Source organism: Methylobacterium sp. WL9 (assembly GCF_008040035.1).
GTDB lineage: Bacteria > Pseudomonadota > Alphaproteobacteria > Rhizobiales > Beijerinckiaceae > Methylobacterium > Methylobacterium thuringiense.
Window position 1 is genome coordinate 83,437 of record NZ_VRVE01000004.1, and the last position, 19,281, is coordinate 102,717.

Genomic DNA, 19,281 nt, shown 5'->3' on the forward strand with positions numbered 1-19,281 from the left:
GTCGACGCTTCAAAATCGGGACACCGCGCTTTCGCAGCGGCTGCGGCATCGCGAAGCCATACGCAACGTCTCTCGCCTCGCCCTGTTGTCCACGGCAGCAGGCGAGGACGACGATGAGCGAACAGCAGCACGAACGGCCGTCACCCGAGACCGGCGGTGCCTCTCATGTCCGAAGCGGCCAGGACTCAGGTATCCCTTCCCCACCCGACGGCGGCGTCCCTTCTCAGTTCCGGGACGCATTGAAGGGCGGTCCTGACGGCGAGGCCCGGGAATCGATCGAACGCGCGACGTCCGTCGTCGGCGACGACGAAGGCGATGCGTCATGAGCGACGAGAACACGTCCCACGCCACCCTCACCCGCAAGGCCGACGATGTCGGCACACCCGGCGCGCCGGCTGCCGGCGGCGGTCATCAGACGGCCGTGCAAGCTGCGATCACCGAAATGGGACCAGGCGGCCTCTCCGATGCGGATCGCAGCCGCGACCGCCCTGACGCCGGCAGCGCGGCCGGACGCAATCCCACGCCGATCGGCGGCTCCTCCGGCGGTCATTCCGACCAAAACTCGGCCTCCGGCAGCGGCAAGGTCGCCGGTGGCCATTACGACGTCGAGAAGGATGAGGAATGACCAGCGCCGGACACAAGACGAAGGACGACACGACGAACACGGACGACAAGCCGAAGGGCAAACCCGCCAACTCCGCTCCCGATGCCGTCATGGACCCGAACGAGAAGACCGAGGGGAAGCCCGGGCTTCCGTCGGGTGCGGACCAGGGCGACGACGCCGATCCCGGCGGCGGCTAGGCCGCCTCGGCGACCACGCGGTTCCGGCCGCTGGCCTTGGCCCGGTAGAGGGCGTCGTCCGATCGCTTCAGCATGTCGGAGGCGCTCGTGTCGCCGGCATGCCGGATGGCGACGCCGATCGACACCGTCACGGTGATCGCCGCCGCCCCGCGCTGGACCAGGAACGGGACGGATTCCATTCGTTCGCGAATGCGCTCGCCGGCGGCCTGGGCATCGACCAGCGTCGCACCCGGCATCACGATAACCACTTCCTCGCCGCCGAAGCGGGCGACGATATCGATACCGCGGGTATGCTGGCGGACGCGGTCGGCAAAGGCCTTGAGCACCTCGTCGCCGGCCTCGTGTCCGTAGCTGTCGTTGATCGACTTGAAACGGTCGATGTCGAGGATCAGGCAGGCGAGCCCAAGCGACTGGGCCGCGGCCTCGCCGAAGAGCGGGACGAGTTGCCGGTCGAGGTAGCGGCGGTTGTGCAGACCGGTCAGCTCGTCGGTCATCGCGAGTTCGATGGAGGCCTGCACAGCGCCGCGCAGCGTTTCCGAGAAGCGGCGACGACGGATCTGCGTGCGCACCCGCGCGATCAGTTCGTTGCGATCGACCGGCCGCAGAAGATAGTCGTGCACGCCGAAATCGAGGCCGCGGGTGAGACGTGCCATCCCGTTGGTCTCACCGACCATGATCAGAGACATGTCGCGGGTGCGGTCGAGGGAGCGGAGTTGGCTGCACAAACGCAGGCCGTCGGAACCGTCGAGATCGATGCTGACCAGCGCCAGGTCGAAGCCGCCTTCTGTCGCCGCCACCAGGGCGCGGTGCGGATCCGCCTCGATCGTGACGGTGTGATGCTGCGCCAACGCGGTGGCCATGCGATCGGCGGCGTTCGGCCGGTCCTCGACCAGCAGGATGCGGGCGCCTTGGCCTGTCTCGGCTGCAGCCAGCGCGAAGGGGTCGCCCATGCCGAGTTCGCGCGAAGCCATCGCTCGGCTGCGCAGCTCGTCGGTGACGGCCTTGAGCCGGAGCAGGCTGCGTACGCGCGTGAACAGGGCGGTGTCGTCGATGGGCTTCGTCAGAAAGTCGTCGGCGCCGGCATCGAGCCCGCGCAGGCGGTCCGAGGGTTCGTCGAGGGCCGTCACGATGACCACGGGCAGGTGGGCCGTCGCCGGATTGGTCTTCAGCCGGCGGCAGACCTCGAAGCCGTCCATGCCCGGCATCATCACGTCGAGCAGGACGATGTCGCACAGGCCGTTCTCGCAGATTGCGAGCGCCTCGGGGCCACTCATAGCGGCGACCACGCCGAAATACTCCATCGAGAGCTTCGCCTCGAGGAGCTTGAGGTTCGGGAACAGATCGTCGACGATCAAGACACGGGCGGACATGCGTTGCTCCTGCCTCCCTCTACCGGCGGCTTCCCTAAGGATTCAGCCGGTCTCGCCGAGAAACGTGCGCACCGTCGCGATGAATTTTGCGACGGAGATCGGCTTCGACAGGTACGCCTCGCAGCCACCCTCGCGGATCCGCTCCTCGTCACCTTTCATCGCGAAGGCGGTTATGGCGATCACCGGAATGTGGCGCAGATCCTCGTCGTCCTTGAGCCACTTGGTCACCTCCAAACCCGAGACCTCGGGCAGCTGGATGTCCATGAGGATCAGGTCGGGACGATGCGTGCGGGCGAGTTCGATGGCCTCGATGCCGTTGCCGGTCTTAAGGGTCGCGTAACCATGGGCCTCGAGAAGATCGTTGAAGAGCTTCATGTTGAGCTCGTTGTCCTCAACGATGAGAACGGTTTTCTTCATGGCCCCCAGTCTCCGGGCTCCCGCGACCTCGCCTTCGTCGCCGTCTGCTCTTGTTCCGTTTAAGTGATACTCGTTGATGAAACGCAAATTTGATCATGGAGACGAGGCTGCGGAGAACCTCGCCCTCGAAGTCCTGGCATGGCTCGCCGGTGACGAGGAGCGGCTGTTTCCGTTCCTGCAGTTGAGCGGTCTCAACCCCGATACGGTCCGCGAAAGCGCGCGGGATCCGGCCTTCCTCGGCGCGGTTCTCGACCATGTGATGGGCGACGAGCCGATGCTGCTCGCCTGCGCCCGAGCGCTCGACGTCAAACCCGAAAGGATTGCCGCGGCCTGGCGGCGGCTTCAGCCGCCGGAGTTCGACCACGATCTGTAGATCGGCAAGCCGGCCTACCGCGCCAGTTCGCGCAATCCCAGCCGGATCAGCGTCTTCGCCTCCGCCCCTTCGCCGGCTCCCCTCATCGCCGCGGCGATGGCGGCGGAGGCCTGGATCTGCGGGTAGCCGAGATTGACCAGCGCCGAGATGGCGTCCGCCACCGGCTGGGGGGCGGCGCGCTCCTCGACGGCGCCGGTGAGCGCGATCAGGGCCGGATCGATCGGCGCGAAAGCCGGCGCCTTGTCCTTCAGTTCGGCCGCCAGCCGGGCCGCGAGCCGAGGCCCGACGCCGGGAGCGCGGGCGATCGAGCCCTTGTCGCCGGTGGCGAGCGCCGTGGCGAGTTGCGAGGGTTCCAGAACCGAGAGCACGCCGAGCGCTACCTTCGAGCCCACGCCCTGCACGGTCTGAAGCAGGCGGAACCACTCGCGTTCGGCATCCGACCGGAAACCGTACAGCCGGATCATATCCTCCCTTACATGGGTCTCGATGGCGAGGTCGGCCGCCTCGCCGGGCTTCGGCAGCCGCTGCAGCGTACGCGCCGAGCAATGCACGACGTAGCCGACGCCCTGCACGTCGAGGATGACGAAATCCTCGCCGAAGGAATCCACGATGCCCTTGAGCTTGCCGATCATGACGATTCCGTGCGGGGATGCGCCGGGACTTGGTTCCCGCGCCGGCCTGCCATATCCGATACGCTGCCCGACCCGACAAGGTGAGCCCAGACCCGTGCCGATGACGCCACTACCCGCCCTCGCCCTTGTCGCGCTCCTCGCAGGCGCTCCCATAGCAGCGTTGGCTCAGGCCGAGCCCACGGGGCCGACCAGCGATCCGACGCAGGTCAAGCCGGGGCGGTATCGGCTCGATCCGGCGCATGGAAAGATCACCTGGTCGCTGAGCCACCTCGGCTACTCGACCTATTACGGCCAGATCACCGGCGTGGCCGGCGAGGCGACGCTCGACCCGCGCGATCCGGCCAAGAGCAGGCTGTCGGTCACGATCGACACGGCGAGCGTCAACGGGCTGAACGACAAGCTCAACGAGCACCTCAAGGCGCCGGACTTCTTCGACGTCCCAAAATTTCCGCAGGCGACCTATGTCAGCACCTCCGTCGAGCCGACGAGTCCGACCACGGCCCGGGTCAACGGCGAACTGACGATCAAGGGCATCACCCGGGTCGTGTCCTTCGACGCCACCTTCAACCAGGCCGGCGTGAACCCGGTGGACAAGGCCTATTCGGTGGGCTTCGACGGGCGCGCGGTGATCCGGCGCTCCGATTTCGGCGTCAACGCCTTCCTGCCGATTCTCGGCGACGAGGTGCAGTTGCGGCTGGAGGGCGAGTTCAAGGCGGTGCCGTGATCGCGCGTTTGCGGCGGCGCAGCGTTCACGATATGTGCTGACGACGGGATGCGTCGCTGTCCTTTAGCCACGCCGGAGGCACCATGACGACGGACGTCCGCATCCTCGGCATCGATCCGGGGCTCCGCCGCACCGGCTGGGGGCTCATCACCGCCAGGGGCACCAAGCTCGCCTACCTCGCCTGCGGCGTCGTCACCTCCGACGGCGACCTGCCACTGGCCCTGCGCCTGCGCGAACTGCACGAGGGCATCACCGCCGTCGTCGGCGGCCACGCACCCGACGAGGTGGCCGTGGAGGAGACCTTCGTCAACAAGGATGCGCAGGCGACTCTGAAGCTCGGCCATGCCCGCGCCATCGCCCTGCTGGTGCCGGCTTTGGCCGGGCTGCCGGTCTCGGAATACGCCGCCAACCTGGTGAAGAAGACTGTCTGCGGCTCGGGTCATGCCGAGAAGGTGCAGATCCAGGCGATGGTGCGCTTCCTGTTGCCGAAAGCCGAGTTCAAGGTCGCGGACGCCGCCGACGCGCTCGCCATCGCCATCACCCATGCTAGCCATCGCGGCGCTCACTCGCTGAAAAAGCTGCATGTCGCCGGCCAGGTCCAGGGCCCCGGCGCCGCACGGATCGCGGCGGCGTTGGCCCGCCAGGGTTAGCGACAGATCTGGCAGCGGCTCGGCATGGTCCGGTCGATCGCCCGGAAAGATTCCGGCTCTCCAAACCGGTCGTCGCAAAACAGCCTCCCGATTTCCCGAATAAAGTTTGGGACCTTTTGGGAGTTCGATCGTTGACCGATCAGAAAGCCGCCGGCACTCGGCCGAAACGTGGCTGGTTCAACGTCTCTGGAGTCTCTTGAATGAAGCGCATTCTCCTCATCGCTACTCTCGCCGTGTCGCCGTTCGTTCTCGCCGGCGCCGCTGACGCTCAGGGTACTGTTCGCGGTGCACAGCGCGGCGTCGAAGACGGCAACCGCGCCGCTGGCCCGGTTGGCGGTGTCGTGGGTGGCGCAGTCGGCGCAGCGACCGGCACGGTTGGTGGTGTCCTCGGCATCGACCCCGATGCGCGTGAGGCCCGCGAGGACCGGATGGATCGCGAAGACCGCCGCGACCGCAAGATGATGCGCGGCGAGCGTCCCGCCCGCTAGGATCAACGTTCATTGCGTGATCGACCGCCCTGCAGCTCCGTGCTGCGGGGCGGTTTTCGTTTGTGCGACGGCTGATTATGCGCCGATGCGCACCAACACTTTCCCTCGAACCTCGCGCCGCTTGAGGATGCCGAGCGCTTCGGCATAATCGGCAAGCGGCAGAACGCCGTGGATCCGGGCCTTGAGCCGGCCCTCGGCCGCCCAGGCGAGAAGTTGCTCCTGGTTCGCCCGATGCGCCTCGGGCTCCCGCTCGACGAAGGCGCCCCAGTGCACGCCCTGGACGTCGACGCCCTTCAGCATGACGACGTTGAGCGGAAATTTCGGGATCTCGCCGGCCGCGAAGCCGATGACAAGATAGCGGCCCTTCCACCCGAGGGAACGCAGGGCCGGCTCGGCATTGTCGCCGCCGACCGCGTCGTAGACCACGTCGACGCCGCGTCCCTCGGTGAGGCGCTTCAGGGCCGCCCTGACGTCGTCGGCGACATAATCCACGCAATCGTCGGCGCCGTGTTCGCGGGCCGTGTCCAGCTTATCGGGCGAGGAGGCGCAGGCGATCACGCGCGCTCCCAGGATCTTGCCGATCTCCACCGCCGCGAGGCCGACGCCGCCCGAGGCGCCGAGGACGGCCAATGTCTCCCCCGGCTGGATGCGTGCCCGATCACGCAAGGCATGGAGCGTGGTGCCGTAGGTGATGGTGAGCCCTGCCGCGGTCTCGTCGCTCAAGCCGTCCGGCACGCGCGTAAGATGGCGGGTGTCGACCGCAATGGCCTCCCGGCAAGTGCCGCTGGTGACGTGCACGATGACTCGCTCGCCGACCGCAAATCCCGTGACGCCCTCGCCCAGGGCCGTCACCACGCCGCAGGCCTCGCCGCCCGGCGAGAACGGCAGGGCCGGCTTCACCTGGTAGCGGCCGGCGATGATCAGCGTGTCGAAGAAGTTGAGCGCGGCCACGGTGATCCCCACCACGGCCTCGCCCGGGCCGGGCCGTGGGTCCGGCAGATCCGCGATCGAGAGATCCTCCGGCCCACCGAGCCGGGTGCACAACAGAGCCTTCATCCAGCACTCCCCTTCCGCTGCCCGAATAAGCTGGAGGGGGCGGTCGGCGCGAGAGCAAATCGCGCGGTCACTTCCGTTCGTACACGCCGGTCAGAAGCCCCTTGGCCAGCACCCGGCCCCGCATCGCGTCGAGGATGTCGCCGCGCCCGGGAGAGTGCGGCAGGTCCAGGACGCCGTCGAGGGCATAGACCTGGAACAGGTAGTGGTGCGGCCCGTGGCCTGTCGGTGGGTCCGGCGGCAGCCAGGCGTCGCGCTGGAACGAGTTGCGGCCAAGCTCGTGCCGCTGTCCCTCGGTCCCCCGGCTGGCGAAGTCGCCCTCGGGCAGCGCGGCGTCGTGGGCCCGCTCCTTCCAGGCGATGAGATGCACGAGCGGTCTCGGCATCGGCGCGTCGGGATCCTCGACCAGCAGGACCACGCTGCCGGTCCCCGGCGGCAGGCCGCTCCAGGCCAGCGGCGGCGATAGCTTGCCGCCGTCGTCGGTGTAACGAGCGGGGATCGTGCCGCCGTCCGCGAAGGCCTCGCTCGTGACGGTGATGCTCTCCGGCACGTCCGAGAATACGGAGTGGTAGACCGTCTTGCCGAGGCCGGCCTTCACGCGGGACAGGGCCTCGCCGACGGCGTGAGGGATCTTTTCGAGCATTGCGCTTCCTCCACGTTGGCAATCGCATCGCGATCGGTCCTTTTGAGGAGAACGGCCGGGCGACCCGACGGGTCCGTCGTCAGGCCCCGCGCGCGGCCACCATGTAGTTGATCGCCGTATCCCGGCTGCGCCGCCAGCCGCCGCTGAGCGGATCGAACACCACGCCCGCCACGTCGAACACGGATAACCCGCCGGCCACGAGATCGTCGCTGAGCTCGTCGGGCTTCACAAATTTCTCCCAATCGTGCGTGCCCTTGGGCAGCCAGCCGAGCACGTATTCCGCGCCGACGATGGCGAGCGCGTAGGAGCGCAAGGTTCGGTTGAGGGTCGCGGCGAAGAGCAGGCCGCCGGGTTTCATCGCCCGGCAGGCCGTGCGCAGGAAGGCCGGCCGGTCGACCACGTGCTCCACCACCTCCATGGCCAGCACGATGTCGAAGCGTTCGCCGCGCTCCACCACGGCTTCGATGGTCTCGGCACGATAATCGACCGTGACGGTCTCGGCCTCGGCATGCGCCTTGGCGACGGCGATGTTCTTCTCTGCCGGATCGAGCCCAGTCACGCTCGCACCGAGGCGGGCGAGCGGTTCGGACAGCACGCCGCCACCGCAGCCGACATCGACGAGGCTGAGACCTTCCAGCGCGAAGGGCCGGTTTGGCTCGCGGCCGAAATGCCGGCAGGCCTCGTCGCGGATGTAGGCCAAGCGGACGGGGTTGAAGCGATGCAGCACCCGCATCGGTCCGTCCGCATCCCACCACGTCGCCGCCTGCGCATCGAAACGCGCGACCTCCTCCCGATCGACCGACGCCGCCATTCGCTCGACACTCCCTGGCGCCTGCCTGCAATCCAGGGCGGCGGCCATCGCATTGACACCTTCGAGAGGCCCTTGTACCCGCCGGGCGCCTTCCCGGTACAGCCGCCGCGACGATCCGCGGCGACGCGAACCGCTTCGGGCTCCCCGATCCATGGCTCGACACGATTGAGACGACCGGACGCGACATGCCTCGTTTGGTGATGAAATTCGGCGGGACCTCCGTCGCGAACGTCGACCGCATCCGCAACGTGGCCGCCCACGTCGCCCGCGAGGTCGCGGCCGGCTACGAGGTGGCCGTTGTGGTCTCGGCGATGTCGGGCAAGACGAACGAGCTCGTCGCCTGGGTCAAGGACTGCAACGCCCTTTACGACGAGGCCGAGTACGACGCCGTCGTCGCCTCGGGCGAGCAGGTCACCTCGGGTCTCCTCGCCATCGCCCTGCAGAAGGCCGGCATCAAGGCCCGCTCCTGGCAGGGCTGGCAGATCCCCATCGAGACGTCGGAAGCACACGGATCCGCAAGGATCGAGGCGATCGACCCTAAAAACCTCGATGCTGGGTTCGCACGCGGCGAAGTCGCCGTCATCGCCGGCTTCCAGGGCATCCACACCGGCACCGGCCGTCTCGCGACCCTCGGGCGTGGCGGTTCGGATACGAGCGCGGTCGCCATCGCCGCCGCGATCGGCGCGGAGCGCTGCGACATCTACACGGACGTGGATGGCGTCTACACCACCGACCCGCGCATCGTACCGAAGGCGACGCGCATGGAGCGGGTAACCTTCGAGGAGATGCTGGAGATGGCCTCCCTCGGGGCCAAAGTGCTTCAGGTCCGCTCCGTCGAGCTTGCCATGGTCCATCGCGTGCCGACGACGGTGCGCTCCTCCTTCGATCCCCCCGACGCAGCGCGCCCGGGCACCCTCATCTGCGACGAGGACGACATCGTGGAACAGCAGATCATCACCGGGATCGCCTTCTCGAAGGACGAGGCCCAGATCACCCTCCGCTCGGTCAAGGACAGCCCCGGCATCGCCGCGGCGATCTTCGGCCCGCTGGCGGACGCCAACATCAACGTCGACATGATCATCCAGACCGTGTCGGGAGACCAGTCGACCACGGACATGACCTTCACGGTGCCGGCGGCCGACTATCAACGCTCCCGCGCGATCCTCGACGCGCAGCGCGGCATCATCGAGTACGGCCAGATCGAAGGCGCCACCGACGTGGTCAAGGTGTCGGCAATCGGCGTCGGCATGCGCAGCCATGCGGGTGTCGCCGCCAAGGCGTTTCGGGCGCTTGCCGAGAAGGGCATCAACATCCGGGCGATCACCACGTCGGAGATCAAGTTCTCCGTCCTGATCGATGCCGCCTACACGGAGCTTGCCGTTCGCACGCTCCACTCGCTATACGGCCTCGATCAGGCCTGACCGTACTCGCCGCACGCGTGACGTGCTACCGCCTCGGCGGTTGGCACGTTTGGTGGTTGCATCGGCTGAACACGGATTGACGACGAGATGCCAGCTGCGCCCGGAGGCCCGCGCCTGCTTCTGCGCCGGCTCCGCGAAGCCATGGCGGAGCCTGTCAGCGCACAGGCACGCCTCGACCGCATCGTCGTCCTCATCGCCGCGAACGTCATCGCCGAGGTCTGCTCGGTCTATGTGTTGCGCGACGACAACACGCTCGAGCTGTTCGCAACAGAGGGCCTGAACCGCGAGGCGGTCCACATCACGCGGCTGCGGGCCGACGAGGGCCTTGTTGGTCTGATCGCGAACCAGGCCGAGCCGCTCTCGCTCTCCGACGCCCAATCGCACCCGAATTTCTCGTATCGGCCCGAAACCGGGGAAGAGATCTACCACGCCTTCCTCGGCGTACCGCTGCTGCGGGCCGGCAACACGCTCGGCGTCCTCGTCGTCCAGAACAAGACCTACCGGGTCTATTCCGACGAGGAGATCGAGGCCCTCCAGACCACCGCCATGGTGCTGGCGGAGATGATCGCCTCGGGCGAGCTCCAGGCGCTCGCCCCCGGCGCCGGCAGCGCGGCGCGACGGCCTGTGAGCCAGCGCGGCGTGCCGCTTGCCGACGGAATCGGCCTCGGCCACGTCGTGCTGCACGAGCCGCGCATCGTCGTGAAGCGGCTGATCGCCGAGAGCGTCGAGCCCGAGGTCGTGCGCCTGGAAGAGGCGATCGAGGACGTCCGTTCGGCGATCGACGAGTTGGTCGAACGTGGCGACGGCATCGGTTCGAACGAATCGCGCGAAGTCCTCGAAACCGTACGCATGTTCGCCCACGACAAGGGCTGGCTGCGCCGGATGCGCGAGGCGGTGCAGTCGGGTCTCACGGCGGAGGCCGCCGTCGAGCGGGTGCAGTCGGACAACCGCGCGCGGATGATGCGCCAGTCCGATCCGTATCTGCGTGACCGCCTGCACGATCTCGACGACCTCGCCAACCGCCTCCTACGCCGCCTGATCGGCCACGAGGCCGGCGGCGGCACCGGCGCCCTGCCGGAGAACGCGATCCTCGTGGCGCGCTCCATGGGGCCGGCGGCACTTCTCGACTACGACCGGGCGAACCTGCGCGGCGTAGTGCTGGAGGAAGGCGGCCCGACCAGCCACATCGCCATCGTCGCGCGGGCGCTGGGCATTCCCGCGGTTGGCGAGATCGCCAACGCCACGGCGCTCTGCGATTCGGGCGATGCGATCATCGTCGATGGCGGTGCTGGCGAGATCCAGGTGCGGCCCTCGCCGGAAATCGAGTCGGCCTATGCCGAGCAGGCCCGCCTGCGCGCCCGGCGCCAGGAGCAATACCGGGCGCTCCGCGACGTGCCGGCGACGACCCGCGACAAGGTCCGCATCGGGCTGCACCTCAATGCCGGCCTGCTGATCGACCTCAGCCATCTCGCCGAGACCGGCGCGGAAGGCATCGGCCTGTTCCGCACCGAGCTGCAGTTCATGGTTGCCCAGCGGATGCCGTCGGCCGCCGAGCAGCAGACGCTCTACGAGGCGGTCTTCGCCGCCACCGGCGATCTGCCCGTCACCATTCGGACCCTCGACATCGGCGGCGACAAGATCCTGCCGTACATGCCGAGCCTGGAAGAGGAGAATCCGGCTCTCGGCTGGCGCGCGATCCGCATCGGCCTCGACCGCCCTGCCCTGTTGCGGGTGCAGCTGCGCGCGCTGCTCAAGGCGGCCGGCGGGCGGGCCATCAAGATCATGTTCCCGATGGTGGCGACGGTGGAGGAGTTCACCCGCGCCCGCGGCATCGTCGAGCGCGAGAAGGCGCATCTGCGCCGCCACGGCTATCCTCTGCCGACCGATTGCAAGCTCGGTGCAATGGTCGAGGTGCCCTCGCTGCTGTTCCAGATCGACGAGATCGCCCGCGAGGCGGATTTTCTCTCGGTCGGCTCCAACGACCTGATGCAGTTCCTGTTCGCGGTCGACCGCGAGAACCGGCGCGTCGCTGACCGGTTCGATCCCCTCTGCGGCGCGGCGATGCGGGCTTTCCGGCTGATCGCGGACCGCGCCGAGGCCATGGGTTGCCCGGTGACGGTCTGCGGCGAGATCGGTGGACGCCCGCTCGAAGCCATGGCCCTGATCGGCCTCGGCTTCCGCAACTTCTCGATGTCGCCGGCTTCGATCGGGCCGGTGAAGGCGATGGTTCTCTCGATCGAGGCCGAAGAAGTCCGCGCCTTGATCGAGGCCGAACTCGCCAAGGCGACGGACGGCGCTTCGCTCCGGCCCGCGCTCACCGCCTTCGCGAAGGCGAAGGGCGTGCCTATCTAGGCTCTGCCAGTCCAGACGCCGCCAAACGCCATCTTCCGTTCCTTTTCACGCCTAGTCCCGCAGGACGATGACCCCCATTCCCTCCGATCGCCTCGACGCCATCCTGGCGCGGCACGACATCGTCACCGCGATGCTGAGCACCGGCTCGGCCGATGCGGAGAGCTTCGTCGCGCTCTCCCGTGAATTGTCGGGCCTCGACGGCGTCGTCGCTTCGATCCAGGCCTATCGGGCCGCGATCGACAACCTCTCCGGCATCGAGACGCTGATCGCCGGAGGCGATGCCGAGTTGCGCGCGCTCGCCGCCGACGAGAAGCCCGAGGCCGAAGAGGCGCTGGAGAAGGCGCATCGCGGCCTCCAACTCATTCTGCTGCCGAAGGACGCGGCCGACGAGAAGAGCGCGATCCTCGAAATCCGCGCCGGCACCGGCGGCGACGAGGCGGCCCTCTTCGCCGGCGACCTGTTCGAGATGTACGCAAAGTATGCCGAGGCCAAGGGCTGGCGCGTCGAGGTGATCTCGCAGAGCGAGGGCACCATGGGCGGCTATCGCGAAATCTTCGCCGAGGTGAACGGACGCGGCGTGTTCTCCCGCCTCAAGTTCGAGAGCGGCGCGCACCGCGTTCAGCGCGTGCCGGAGACCGAGACGCAAGGCCGCATCCACACCTCGGCGGCCACCGTCGCGGTACTGCCGGAGGCCGAGGAGGTCGATATCGTCATCAACGATTCCGACCTGAAGATCGACACCATGCGGGCACAGGGCGCTGGCGGCCAGCACGTCAACAAGACGGAATCGGCGATCCGCATCACCCACCTGCCCACGGGGATAGTGGTGTTCGTCCAGGAAGAGCGCTCGCAGCACAAGAACCGCGCGCGCGCCATGTCGTTGCTGCGTGCAAAACTCTACGACGCGGAGCGGACCGCCAAGGATTCGGTCCGCGCTGCCGATCGCAAGGCCCAGGTCGGCTCCGGCGACCGTTCGGAGCGCATCCGCACGTACAACTTTCCGCAGGCGCGGGTGACCGACCACCGCATCAACCTCACGCTGTACAAGCTCGAAGAGATCATGGCCGGCACGGCGCTGGACGAAGTCATCGACGCGCTCGTCACGGAGCATCAGGCCGAATTGCTCGCGGCCGAAGGCATGGCGTGACGCACGCGCCGCCGCGGCATCGACCATGAGCATTCCCATCGAGCCGAGCCGCTCCCGCGTCGAGGCACTCCGCCGGATGGCCCAGGCGCTCGAGCAGGCGGGAATTGCCGAAGCGCGCGGCGACGCTCGCTTCCTGTTCCTCCACATTCTCCGTCTGACCTCGACCGACTTGGCCCTACGCGGCCACGTGCCGGTCGGACAGGAGGAAGCGAATGCCCTCACGGAAGCGCTCGCGCGAAGGCTCGCAGGGGAACCGGTGGCCCGGATCCTCGGCGAATGGGAGTTTCGCGGGCTGACCTTCGCCTTGTCACCCGGGACGCTGGTGCCGCGACCGGATACGGAAACGCTCGTCGATACCGCCCTGCGGCTGGGCACCGTGCCCTCCCCGACCATCCTCGATCTCGGCACCGGCTCGGGCTGCATCCTGATCGCATTGCTCTGCGCATGGCCGAGCGCGCGCGGCATCGGCATCGACCGATCGGCGGACGCCCTCGCCACCGCGCGAAAAAATGCCGAGCGCAACGGCGTCGGCTACCGCGCCGCCTTCCTACGCGGAGACTGGTGCGCGGCCGTTTGCGGGCCCTTCGACCTCATCGTGTCGAACCCGCCTTACATCGCTAGTGGCGTGATCCCGACGCTCGCCGAGGAGGTGCGCCGATACGATCCCGCGGAGGCGCTGGACGGCGGCGCCGACGGACTCGACGCCTTTCGGGCGATCATCGATGGTATCGCCGCGCGGCCGGGGCTGCTCGTGATGGACGGTGCCCTCCTACTAGAGATCGGCCACGATCAGGCCGAGGCCGTCGCCGGGCTCGGTCGCGACGCGGGCTTCCACGTAGGGGGGATCGATTGCGATCTCGCCGGTCATGCGCGCGTCGTCACGCTTCGGCCACCGTTCGACGCCACGTCAGCCAACAACAAAGTCGTGCGATGATTGCATCGGCATGAAAAAATGCTTGTTGCGGAGACGATCAGCCATTACGTTCAGGGTGTAGATCGTGAACGGCCCGTTAAGACGGGCTGCGGTAGGATCGGGTTCGGTCAGCATCGCCTTCGGTTCGGACGATCGCCCCACCATCGAGCGGACGCGCACTCGGCATCACAGCCAAGCTGGCCGCCAAGCACGATGGCATCGAACCTGACAGTCGAAGGTCAACCCGCAAGCGCGCCTTGGTGCGAGCACGGGCTCCGATCGGACAAGACGACGGCACGCACGACGTGAAAGATCACGGATCGACCTGCGAGGCATCCCGCAGCGAGCATTGTGCTCGGTTGCGGACGGCCCGCACGCGCCGCCGGTCCACCTCTGTCAGAGATAATTTTCGCTGCGAGTGAAGGGTCAATCGAGGCCGATGAGACCAAACCAGAACAGACGGATGCGCGGCCGAAACCGGCCCAAGGGTCCCAATCCGCTGACCCGGTCCTACGAGTCCAACGGACCTGACATCAAGGTCCGCGGCACCGCCCAGCACATCGCAGACAAATATGCGCAATTGGCCCGCGACGCCCTCGCGAGCGGGGATCCCGTGGCTGCGGAGAACTACTTCCAGCACGGCGAGCACTACTTCCGCATCATCACCGGCGCCCAGGAGCCGAACCGTCCGCAGGCCTCGCAGGGCTATGCCCGCAATGGCTTCGACGACGAGGAAGAGGGCGATGAGGACGGCGCCGATCAGGGCCGCCAGGGCTACGGTGGCGATGATTACGGCGACGCGGCCCAGCAGCCGCAGCCTTTCGAGCGCCAGGATTATGAATCGCGGCAGCAGAATCGCGGCAACGATCGTCCGGATCAAAACCGTCAGGACCGGAGCCAGGGCCAGGATCGCAACGACCGGCCCAACCGCTTTCAGAACCGGAACGATCGTCCGCAGCGTTTCGACAACAATCGCCAGGACTACAACCGCGGCGAGTTCCGTCAGGACCAGCCAAGGCAGGATCAATCCAGGCAAGACCAGCCTCGCCAGGATTACGGGCGGCAGGATCAGGGTCGCTCCGAACAGAGCCGCCAGGATTACGGTCGTCAGGACTATTCGCGCCAGGACGCCGCCCGGCATGATCCGTCACATCAGGATCAGCCCCGCCAAGATCAGCCGCGGCAAGATCAGCCTCGACAGGACCAGCCGCGCTACGAGAACGGCCGCGGCAACTTCAATCGCCAGGACGGTGGCCGCCCGGACCGCACCCGGCAGGAATTCAGCCGCTCGGAGCCTGTACGTCAGGACGCCGTTCGTCAGGAACCGGTTCGCGAAGACGCCCCCCGCCAGGACGTTCCCCGGCAAGAGGCGAGTCGCGACGAGGCGCCCGCTCCCCGCAGCGCGCAGCCCCGTCGCGAGCGCCGCAACCGCGAGGAGGCTCCTCGCCACGCCGTCGACGAAACGTCGGCCCTGCCCGCCTTCCTGATGACGGCGACGCGCAATCCGACCCCGGTACCCGAGACGAATGCCGAGCCGACTCGATCCACCCCCGAGCCGGCGGCAACCCCGCAGCACGAGGCGACCGGTGACGATTCAGCACCTGCGCCGAAGCCCCGTCGGCGCCGCACGCGCTACAAGGCCGGTGAAGAGGGTGCCGCCCCCGAAAAGACCGAGGCAAGCGATATCGGCGAGTAGTCGCCGAAGTCGGGCCCGAACGATCGAGAGCCGCCCCCTCAGGGCGGCTCTTTTCGTTTCGGACCGGTTTTGTTGAGGTCTACGAGAGGTAGTTCACCAGCGAGAGCTTCGAGAGCATCGAGGTGACCTGATAGCTGGCCTGCAGCTGCGTCTGCAGCGTCAACAGCTTCGCGGCGACCTCCTCGGTGGAGACCGTCTCGACACCCTCGAGGGAATCCTGAAGCGCCGTCTTGGTGGATTGCGCTTGGGCCTTGGCGTCGGCCATGCTGTTCGACGCGACACCGAATTCACCCACGAGATCGGCGACATCGGTCTTGCCGTCTGCGGGCGTCACCAGGGTTTTCGCCCGATCTGCGGTGGCCTGGAAGAGCGCTACGTTCTGTGTGCCGGTCGAATCCGTGAAACCGCCGGCAGCAAGCGCTGCGAAAGCGGCGAGCGTCTCGCGCAGCGGAGCCTCGTTGGCCCGGGCACCGATCGAGACGTTTCTGTCTGCACCGACCTGGACGCTGGCAGTCGCGCGCGGATCAGTTGCCGCATCGTCGCCGGTGTACCAGATGACCGTGCTCTTGCTCGCTGTCTCGGCATAGCCACTGCCATCCGCTGCCATCCGTCGCGGCGCGAGACCCGGCGAGGACGAGCCGTCGAAGAAGTTCTCCGAGGCCCGTATCGCCGAACTCGCGGCGAGTGCTGTGCCGCCTGCTTGCTTCAGGGCATTCGATACCGCCACCGAGAGGTTGGCAGCCGTGTCTGCCGGCGTAGCGCCGATGGCGAAATTCGTCGCGGAGGTGGAATCCGCGGTCGCTGCTGCAGTCAGAGTGATGCTCTGGGTCGTCCCATCGCGCATCCCGACCTTGAGGGTCAATGTGTCTCCGGCGACGGGCGTGCCGGCGGAGAGCGACAGAGCGGCCGGACTGCCTCCGCCGAAGGCGGCCGAAATCCCGGGCGGGCTGGCGCTCTGAACGCTTGCGATGGACGCGGTGCCGAGCAGGGCCTTGAGGTTGGCGGCCGTGTCGGCCGGCGTCGCGCCGATAGCGAAACTGTCGCTCGAGCCCGGCAGCGCCGTGGTACGGGCCGAGAGGTCGAGGATCTTCTGGCTGCCGTCGGCTTGCAGCACTGCGACACGGACACGATCGCCGTCGCTCGGCTGGCTCGCGAAGGCGAGATCGACGTTCGCAGCGGTTCCGGCCGTCAGGGTCGCCGATACGCCGGCAGAATTGGAACTGACGGCCGAGACGAGCGAAAAGCCGAGATTTGCGCGCGCCTTGGCACTGGCATCTTCCGTGAGCAGGACCGTCGATCCGGTCTGGGTCTGCGTAAGCCGGCCATTGCCGTCCGCTCCGAGATCGGCGTTCTTCTGCTCGGCGATCAAGGTCTCGAGACCGGCGAGGCCGGTGGAGGGGTCACCTTTCAGCATGATGTCGGACGAGATCACCGGCGCGGTGTCAGTGCTGCGGCCACCAAAGATATACTTGTCCGCCACCGACTGGTTCAGGGCGTCGAGAGCGGCATCGAGGTTCGAGCGTGCCAGCGTGGTGCTCGTGGTAACGCCGGTGCCAGTGGTCGAGAGGGAGGCCGAGGCCAGGCTGGTCCGCAACTTGTCGCCGAGCGTCTTGACCTGCGTCAGGCTCGTGGCGGCTAAGGTCACCCGCGTAGTCGAGCTGGCGATGGCCGCGGTATAGCCGTCGAGGGCGCTGATCGTGGCATGGGCGCTGAGGCTCGACGTGCGCGCCGAGCCGAGGCCACCATAGGTTTCGGCGGCGCGGCCGCTGGCGAGCTGCGTCGTCAGCCCGTCGAGACGGCTCTTGAGACCGGCAAGGCTCGCGGCGGTACGGTCGGCGGCGTAGCTGCCGGCAGCGAAGGTATTGATCGAGGTCATGGAGCTGCGCCTCAAATCCTGAGAAGCGTGTCGATCATGTCGCGGGCGGCGGTGAGCACCCGGGCATTGGCGGTGTAGGCAGTCTGGAGTTCGATGAGCTTCGACATCTCTTCGTCGATGTTGACGCCGGACTGAGTCGAGAACCGACCCTGCGCCGTGGCCAAGGCTACGCTCTGGCCCTCATCGAGATTTTGCGCCGAGGCGGCCGCAGCCCCTTGAGAGGCGATGATCGACTGCGCGAAACCGCTCACTGTGGAAGTCGTCGGCGCGTTGACGCCGCCTATGCCGCTCGACGACGAAAAGGTCCGCTGGGTGCCGGTCAGCGCAGTGTACAGCGCCTGCGGCCGCGTCGAATCGCTCGATGCGGCCGTTCCCGATGTGGCGACGAGGGTGGCAGTCGTGGTCGCAACGTTCGGGTTGACGGCGATGCGCTGCGCGAACCCGGTCAGCTGGGATCCGCCATCGAAGGAGCCGGTAAAGAGCCCGTTGTTGCGGCCGGAATCCACGAAGAGCGCCAATTGGGCGCTACCACTCTGCGTGTCGGTCGGCGACGTGGCCTGGGTCACGCTGGCGCTTGCCGCGAGCAGGGTCGGCGAGCCGCCGCCGTTCGAGAGGATGCGGACGGTGCCTGATGTGCTGCCTCCGGCGCCTGAGACCCTGAAGCTCGAACCGAGCGCGGTAGAGATCGCGGCCACGATCGTGGCGGGATCCCGCGACGCAGACGAGGCCGGGATCGTGAACGGCACGACGGTGGCGCCGGAATCGTCCGTGGCGGACGCGGCGGCGGTGGCCGGCGGCGTCAGGTAGGACGGCATCAAGATCAGGTTGCGCTGGATGCCCGAAGCATCCTTGACGGTCAGCGTGATGCCGTTGCCGGCGCTGAGACCGTTAAGGTCGATGTCGAAACCGGATCGGGTGCCATCGGTCGCCGCGGTTCCGGAGGCGAGGTTGTCCGACATCGAACGCGACAGGCCGGCGGCGAGATCGTCGAGCTGGCGCTGAGCCTGGGGCAGTACCGTGTCGCGCTGCTCCAAGGCTGCGGCGATGGAGCCCGAGCGGATCGCCCCGGAGGCGACGAGGTCGATGGACGCGCCGCCCGGGATGACAGCCGTGATGGTACCGACGCCGCGCTTGGAGGAATCCGTTGAGTAGGTCGCATTCGGCGAGAGCGTGCCCCGGCTATCGAAGGACAGCTTCGTGGCGTTGCTGCGATCCACGAGGGTGACCCCGGTCGTGGTGAAGACGGAGACCGAACCGTCGCTTTGCCCCACCGTCTGCACATCCATCAGCGCGGACAACGCGTTGATGGCTTGGTCGCGCCGGTCGAGGAGGTCCGCTTTGCTGGCACCGTCTCCGGCCGACTGCACCCGCGTGTTGAGATCGGCGATGGAGGTCAGCAGGGTGCCCGCCTGGGCGGTATCCTGCGAGAGTTGCGATTCCATCGCGGTGCGCAGGTCCTGCACGCTGTTCGCGACGCTGCCGATCTTGGCGGCGAGGCTGGACGCGGCGGTGACGGCACCGCTGCGCGCCGCCGAGGCGCTCGGATTCGCGGCGAGCGTCTGGAGCGAGGAGGCGAACCCGTTCACCAGCCCGTCGAGGGCGTTCGAGGAGCCCGGCGTTCCGTAGAGTTTATCGACCTGGGTGAGCACGGCCGCGTTCAGCGCCGTATAGGCGGCACCGGAAGTTTCGAGCCGGAGTTGCTTCAGCGCCGCCGCATCGAGAGTTCGACCGACGGTTCCGGTGGCGACGCCGGAGTTGCCGGGCCCGGTCGTGACGGAATCGAGCGTGCGCTTGATGTAACCGACCGTGCCCGCATTCGCGACGTTCTGCGAGACGATCCCGATCTGAGCCTGTGTCAGGCGCAGGCCCGCAGTCGCGGTGTTCAGGGCATTGATCGACACCTGAGGCTCCTTC

General features: G+C 67.6%; 20 protein-coding genes. 12 read left to right on the top strand and 8 right to left on the bottom strand.

Annotated elements, in window-relative coordinates; all coding sequences use genetic code 11:
* Positions 1-113: 113 nt before the first annotated feature.
* Genes FV217_RS03080 through FV217_RS03090 form a run of 3 tightly spaced genes read left to right on the top strand, consistent with a single transcriptional unit; the run spans position 114 to position 801 of the window.
* On the top strand, positions 114-326 hold the full coding sequence (locus FV217_RS03080; protein ID WP_147814173.1) for a hypothetical protein: 213 nt from the start codon (positions 114-116) through the stop codon (positions 324-326).
* The gene (locus FV217_RS03085; protein WP_147814175.1) at positions 323-625 is read left to right on the top strand and encodes a hypothetical protein; all 303 of its coding nucleotides are present in this window, start codon (positions 323-325) and stop codon (positions 623-625) included. Before FV217_RS03080 ends, FV217_RS03085 begins: the two co-directional genes overlap by 4 nt.
* Positions 622-801 carry a hypothetical protein gene (locus FV217_RS03090; protein WP_147814177.1) on the top strand — a complete coding sequence of 60 codons (180 nt, stop codon included), beginning with the start codon at positions 622-624 and terminating at the stop codon, positions 799-801. The genes FV217_RS03085 and FV217_RS03090 overlap by 4 nt, the downstream gene beginning before the upstream one ends.
* Here FV217_RS03090 and FV217_RS03095 read toward each other — a convergent pair.
* Together FV217_RS03095 and FV217_RS03100 are read right to left on the bottom strand one after the other, a co-directional pair.
* Positions 798-2,171: a PleD family two-component system response regulator gene (locus FV217_RS03095; RefSeq protein WP_147814179.1), complete on the bottom strand. Its 1,374-nt coding sequence runs from the start codon at positions 2,169-2,171 to the stop codon at positions 798-800. The genes FV217_RS03090 and FV217_RS03095 overlap by 4 nt on opposite strands.
* A gap of 42 nt (positions 2,172-2,213) precedes the next feature.
* Complete coding sequence (locus tag FV217_RS03100) at positions 2,214-2,588, bottom strand: response regulator (RefSeq protein WP_147814181.1); 375 nt, start codon at positions 2,586-2,588, stop codon at positions 2,214-2,216.
* A gap of 76 nt (positions 2,589-2,664) precedes the next feature.
* On the opposite strand from FV217_RS03100, the gene FV217_RS03105 reads away from it, so the two are divergent.
* Positions 2,665-2,961, top strand: coding sequence for a DUF3572 domain-containing protein (locus FV217_RS03105; protein WP_147814183.1), 297 nt, complete (start codon positions 2,665-2,667; stop codon positions 2,959-2,961).
* A 14-nt stretch (positions 2,962-2,975) separates the two neighbouring features.
* Here FV217_RS03105 and ruvA read toward each other — a convergent pair whose 3' ends face one another.
* On the bottom strand, positions 2,976-3,593 hold the full coding sequence (gene ruvA / locus FV217_RS03110; protein ID WP_147814185.1) for a Holliday junction branch migration protein RuvA: 618 nt from the start codon (positions 3,591-3,593) through the stop codon (positions 2,976-2,978).
* 100 nt (positions 3,594-3,693) lie between these two features.
* Here ruvA and FV217_RS03115 point away from each other — a divergent pair, with 100 nt between their 5' ends.
* From FV217_RS03115 to FV217_RS03125, 3 genes are all read left to right on the top strand, one after another.
* Positions 3,694-4,317 (top strand): YceI family protein, encoded by a 624-nt coding sequence (locus FV217_RS03115; protein WP_147814187.1) that lies wholly within the window; start codon positions 3,694-3,696, stop codon positions 4,315-4,317.
* A gap of 83 nt (positions 4,318-4,400) precedes the next feature.
* The gene (gene ruvC / locus FV217_RS03120) at positions 4,401-4,967 is read left to right on the top strand and encodes a crossover junction endodeoxyribonuclease RuvC (RefSeq protein ID WP_147814188.1); all 567 of its coding nucleotides are present in this window, start codon (positions 4,401-4,403) and stop codon (positions 4,965-4,967) included.
* A 200-nt stretch (positions 4,968-5,167) separates the two neighbouring features.
* Positions 5,168-5,455, top strand: coding sequence for a hypothetical protein (locus FV217_RS03125; RefSeq protein WP_147814191.1), 288 nt, complete (start codon positions 5,168-5,170; stop codon positions 5,453-5,455).
* A gap of 75 nt (positions 5,456-5,530) precedes the next feature.
* On the opposite strand, the gene FV217_RS03130 is transcribed toward FV217_RS03125, so the two are convergent.
* The 3 genes from FV217_RS03130 to ubiG form a co-directional block, all read right to left on the bottom strand.
* Positions 5,531-6,511 carry an NADPH:quinone oxidoreductase family protein gene (locus FV217_RS03130; RefSeq protein ID WP_147814193.1) on the bottom strand — a complete coding sequence of 327 codons (981 nt, stop codon included), beginning with the start codon at positions 6,509-6,511 and terminating at the stop codon, positions 5,531-5,533.
* Positions 6,512-6,578: 67 nt separating this feature from the next.
* Positions 6,579-7,151, bottom strand: a complete 573-nt coding sequence (locus FV217_RS03135; protein ID WP_147814195.1) for a YbhB/YbcL family Raf kinase inhibitor-like protein — start codon at positions 7,149-7,151, stop codon at positions 6,579-6,581.
* Between the two features lie 79 nt (positions 7,152-7,230).
* Positions 7,231-7,962, bottom strand: a complete 732-nt coding sequence (gene ubiG, locus FV217_RS03140) for a bifunctional 2-polyprenyl-6-hydroxyphenol methylase/3-demethylubiquinol 3-O-methyltransferase UbiG (RefSeq protein ID WP_147814197.1) — start codon at positions 7,960-7,962, stop codon at positions 7,231-7,233.
* Positions 7,963-8,147: 185 nt separating this feature from the next.
* Here ubiG and FV217_RS03145 point away from each other — a divergent pair, with 185 nt between their 5' ends.
* The 5 genes from FV217_RS03145 (at position 8,148) to FV217_RS03165 (ending at position 15,491) form a co-directional block, all read left to right on the top strand.
* Positions 8,148-9,383 (top strand): aspartate kinase, encoded by a 1,236-nt coding sequence (locus FV217_RS03145; protein ID WP_147814199.1) that lies wholly within the window; start codon positions 8,148-8,150, stop codon positions 9,381-9,383.
* 87 nt (positions 9,384-9,470) lie between these two features.
* On the top strand, positions 9,471-11,735 hold the full coding sequence (gene ptsP / locus FV217_RS03150) for a phosphoenolpyruvate--protein phosphotransferase (RefSeq protein ID WP_147814201.1): 2,265 nt from the start codon (positions 9,471-9,473) through the stop codon (positions 11,733-11,735).
* Positions 11,736-11,802: 67 nt separating this feature from the next.
* A complete protein-coding gene (prfA, locus tag FV217_RS03155) occupies positions 11,803-12,882 on the top strand; it encodes a peptide chain release factor 1 (protein WP_147814203.1) in 1,080 nt (359 codons plus the stop codon).
* A gap of 25 nt (positions 12,883-12,907) precedes the next feature.
* A complete protein-coding gene (gene prmC, locus FV217_RS03160; RefSeq protein WP_147814205.1) occupies positions 12,908-13,816 on the top strand; it encodes a peptide chain release factor N(5)-glutamine methyltransferase in 909 nt (302 codons plus the stop codon).
* Between the two features lie 442 nt (positions 13,817-14,258).
* A complete protein-coding gene (locus tag FV217_RS03165) occupies positions 14,259-15,491 on the top strand; it encodes a DUF4167 domain-containing protein (protein WP_147814207.1) in 1,233 nt (410 codons plus the stop codon).
* Between the two features lie 79 nt (positions 15,492-15,570).
* Here FV217_RS03165 and FV217_RS03170 read toward each other — a convergent pair whose 3' ends face one another.
* Positions 15,571-17,367, bottom strand: a complete 1,797-nt coding sequence (locus FV217_RS03170; protein ID WP_147814209.1) for a flagellin — start codon at positions 17,365-17,367, stop codon at positions 15,571-15,573.
* Positions 17,368-17,378: 11 nt separating this feature from the next.
* Positions 17,379-19,268: a flagellar hook-associated protein FlgK gene (flgK, locus tag FV217_RS03175; protein WP_147814211.1), complete on the bottom strand. Its 1,890-nt coding sequence runs from the start codon at positions 19,266-19,268 to the stop codon at positions 17,379-17,381.
* Positions 19,269-19,281 lie beyond the last annotated feature (13 nt).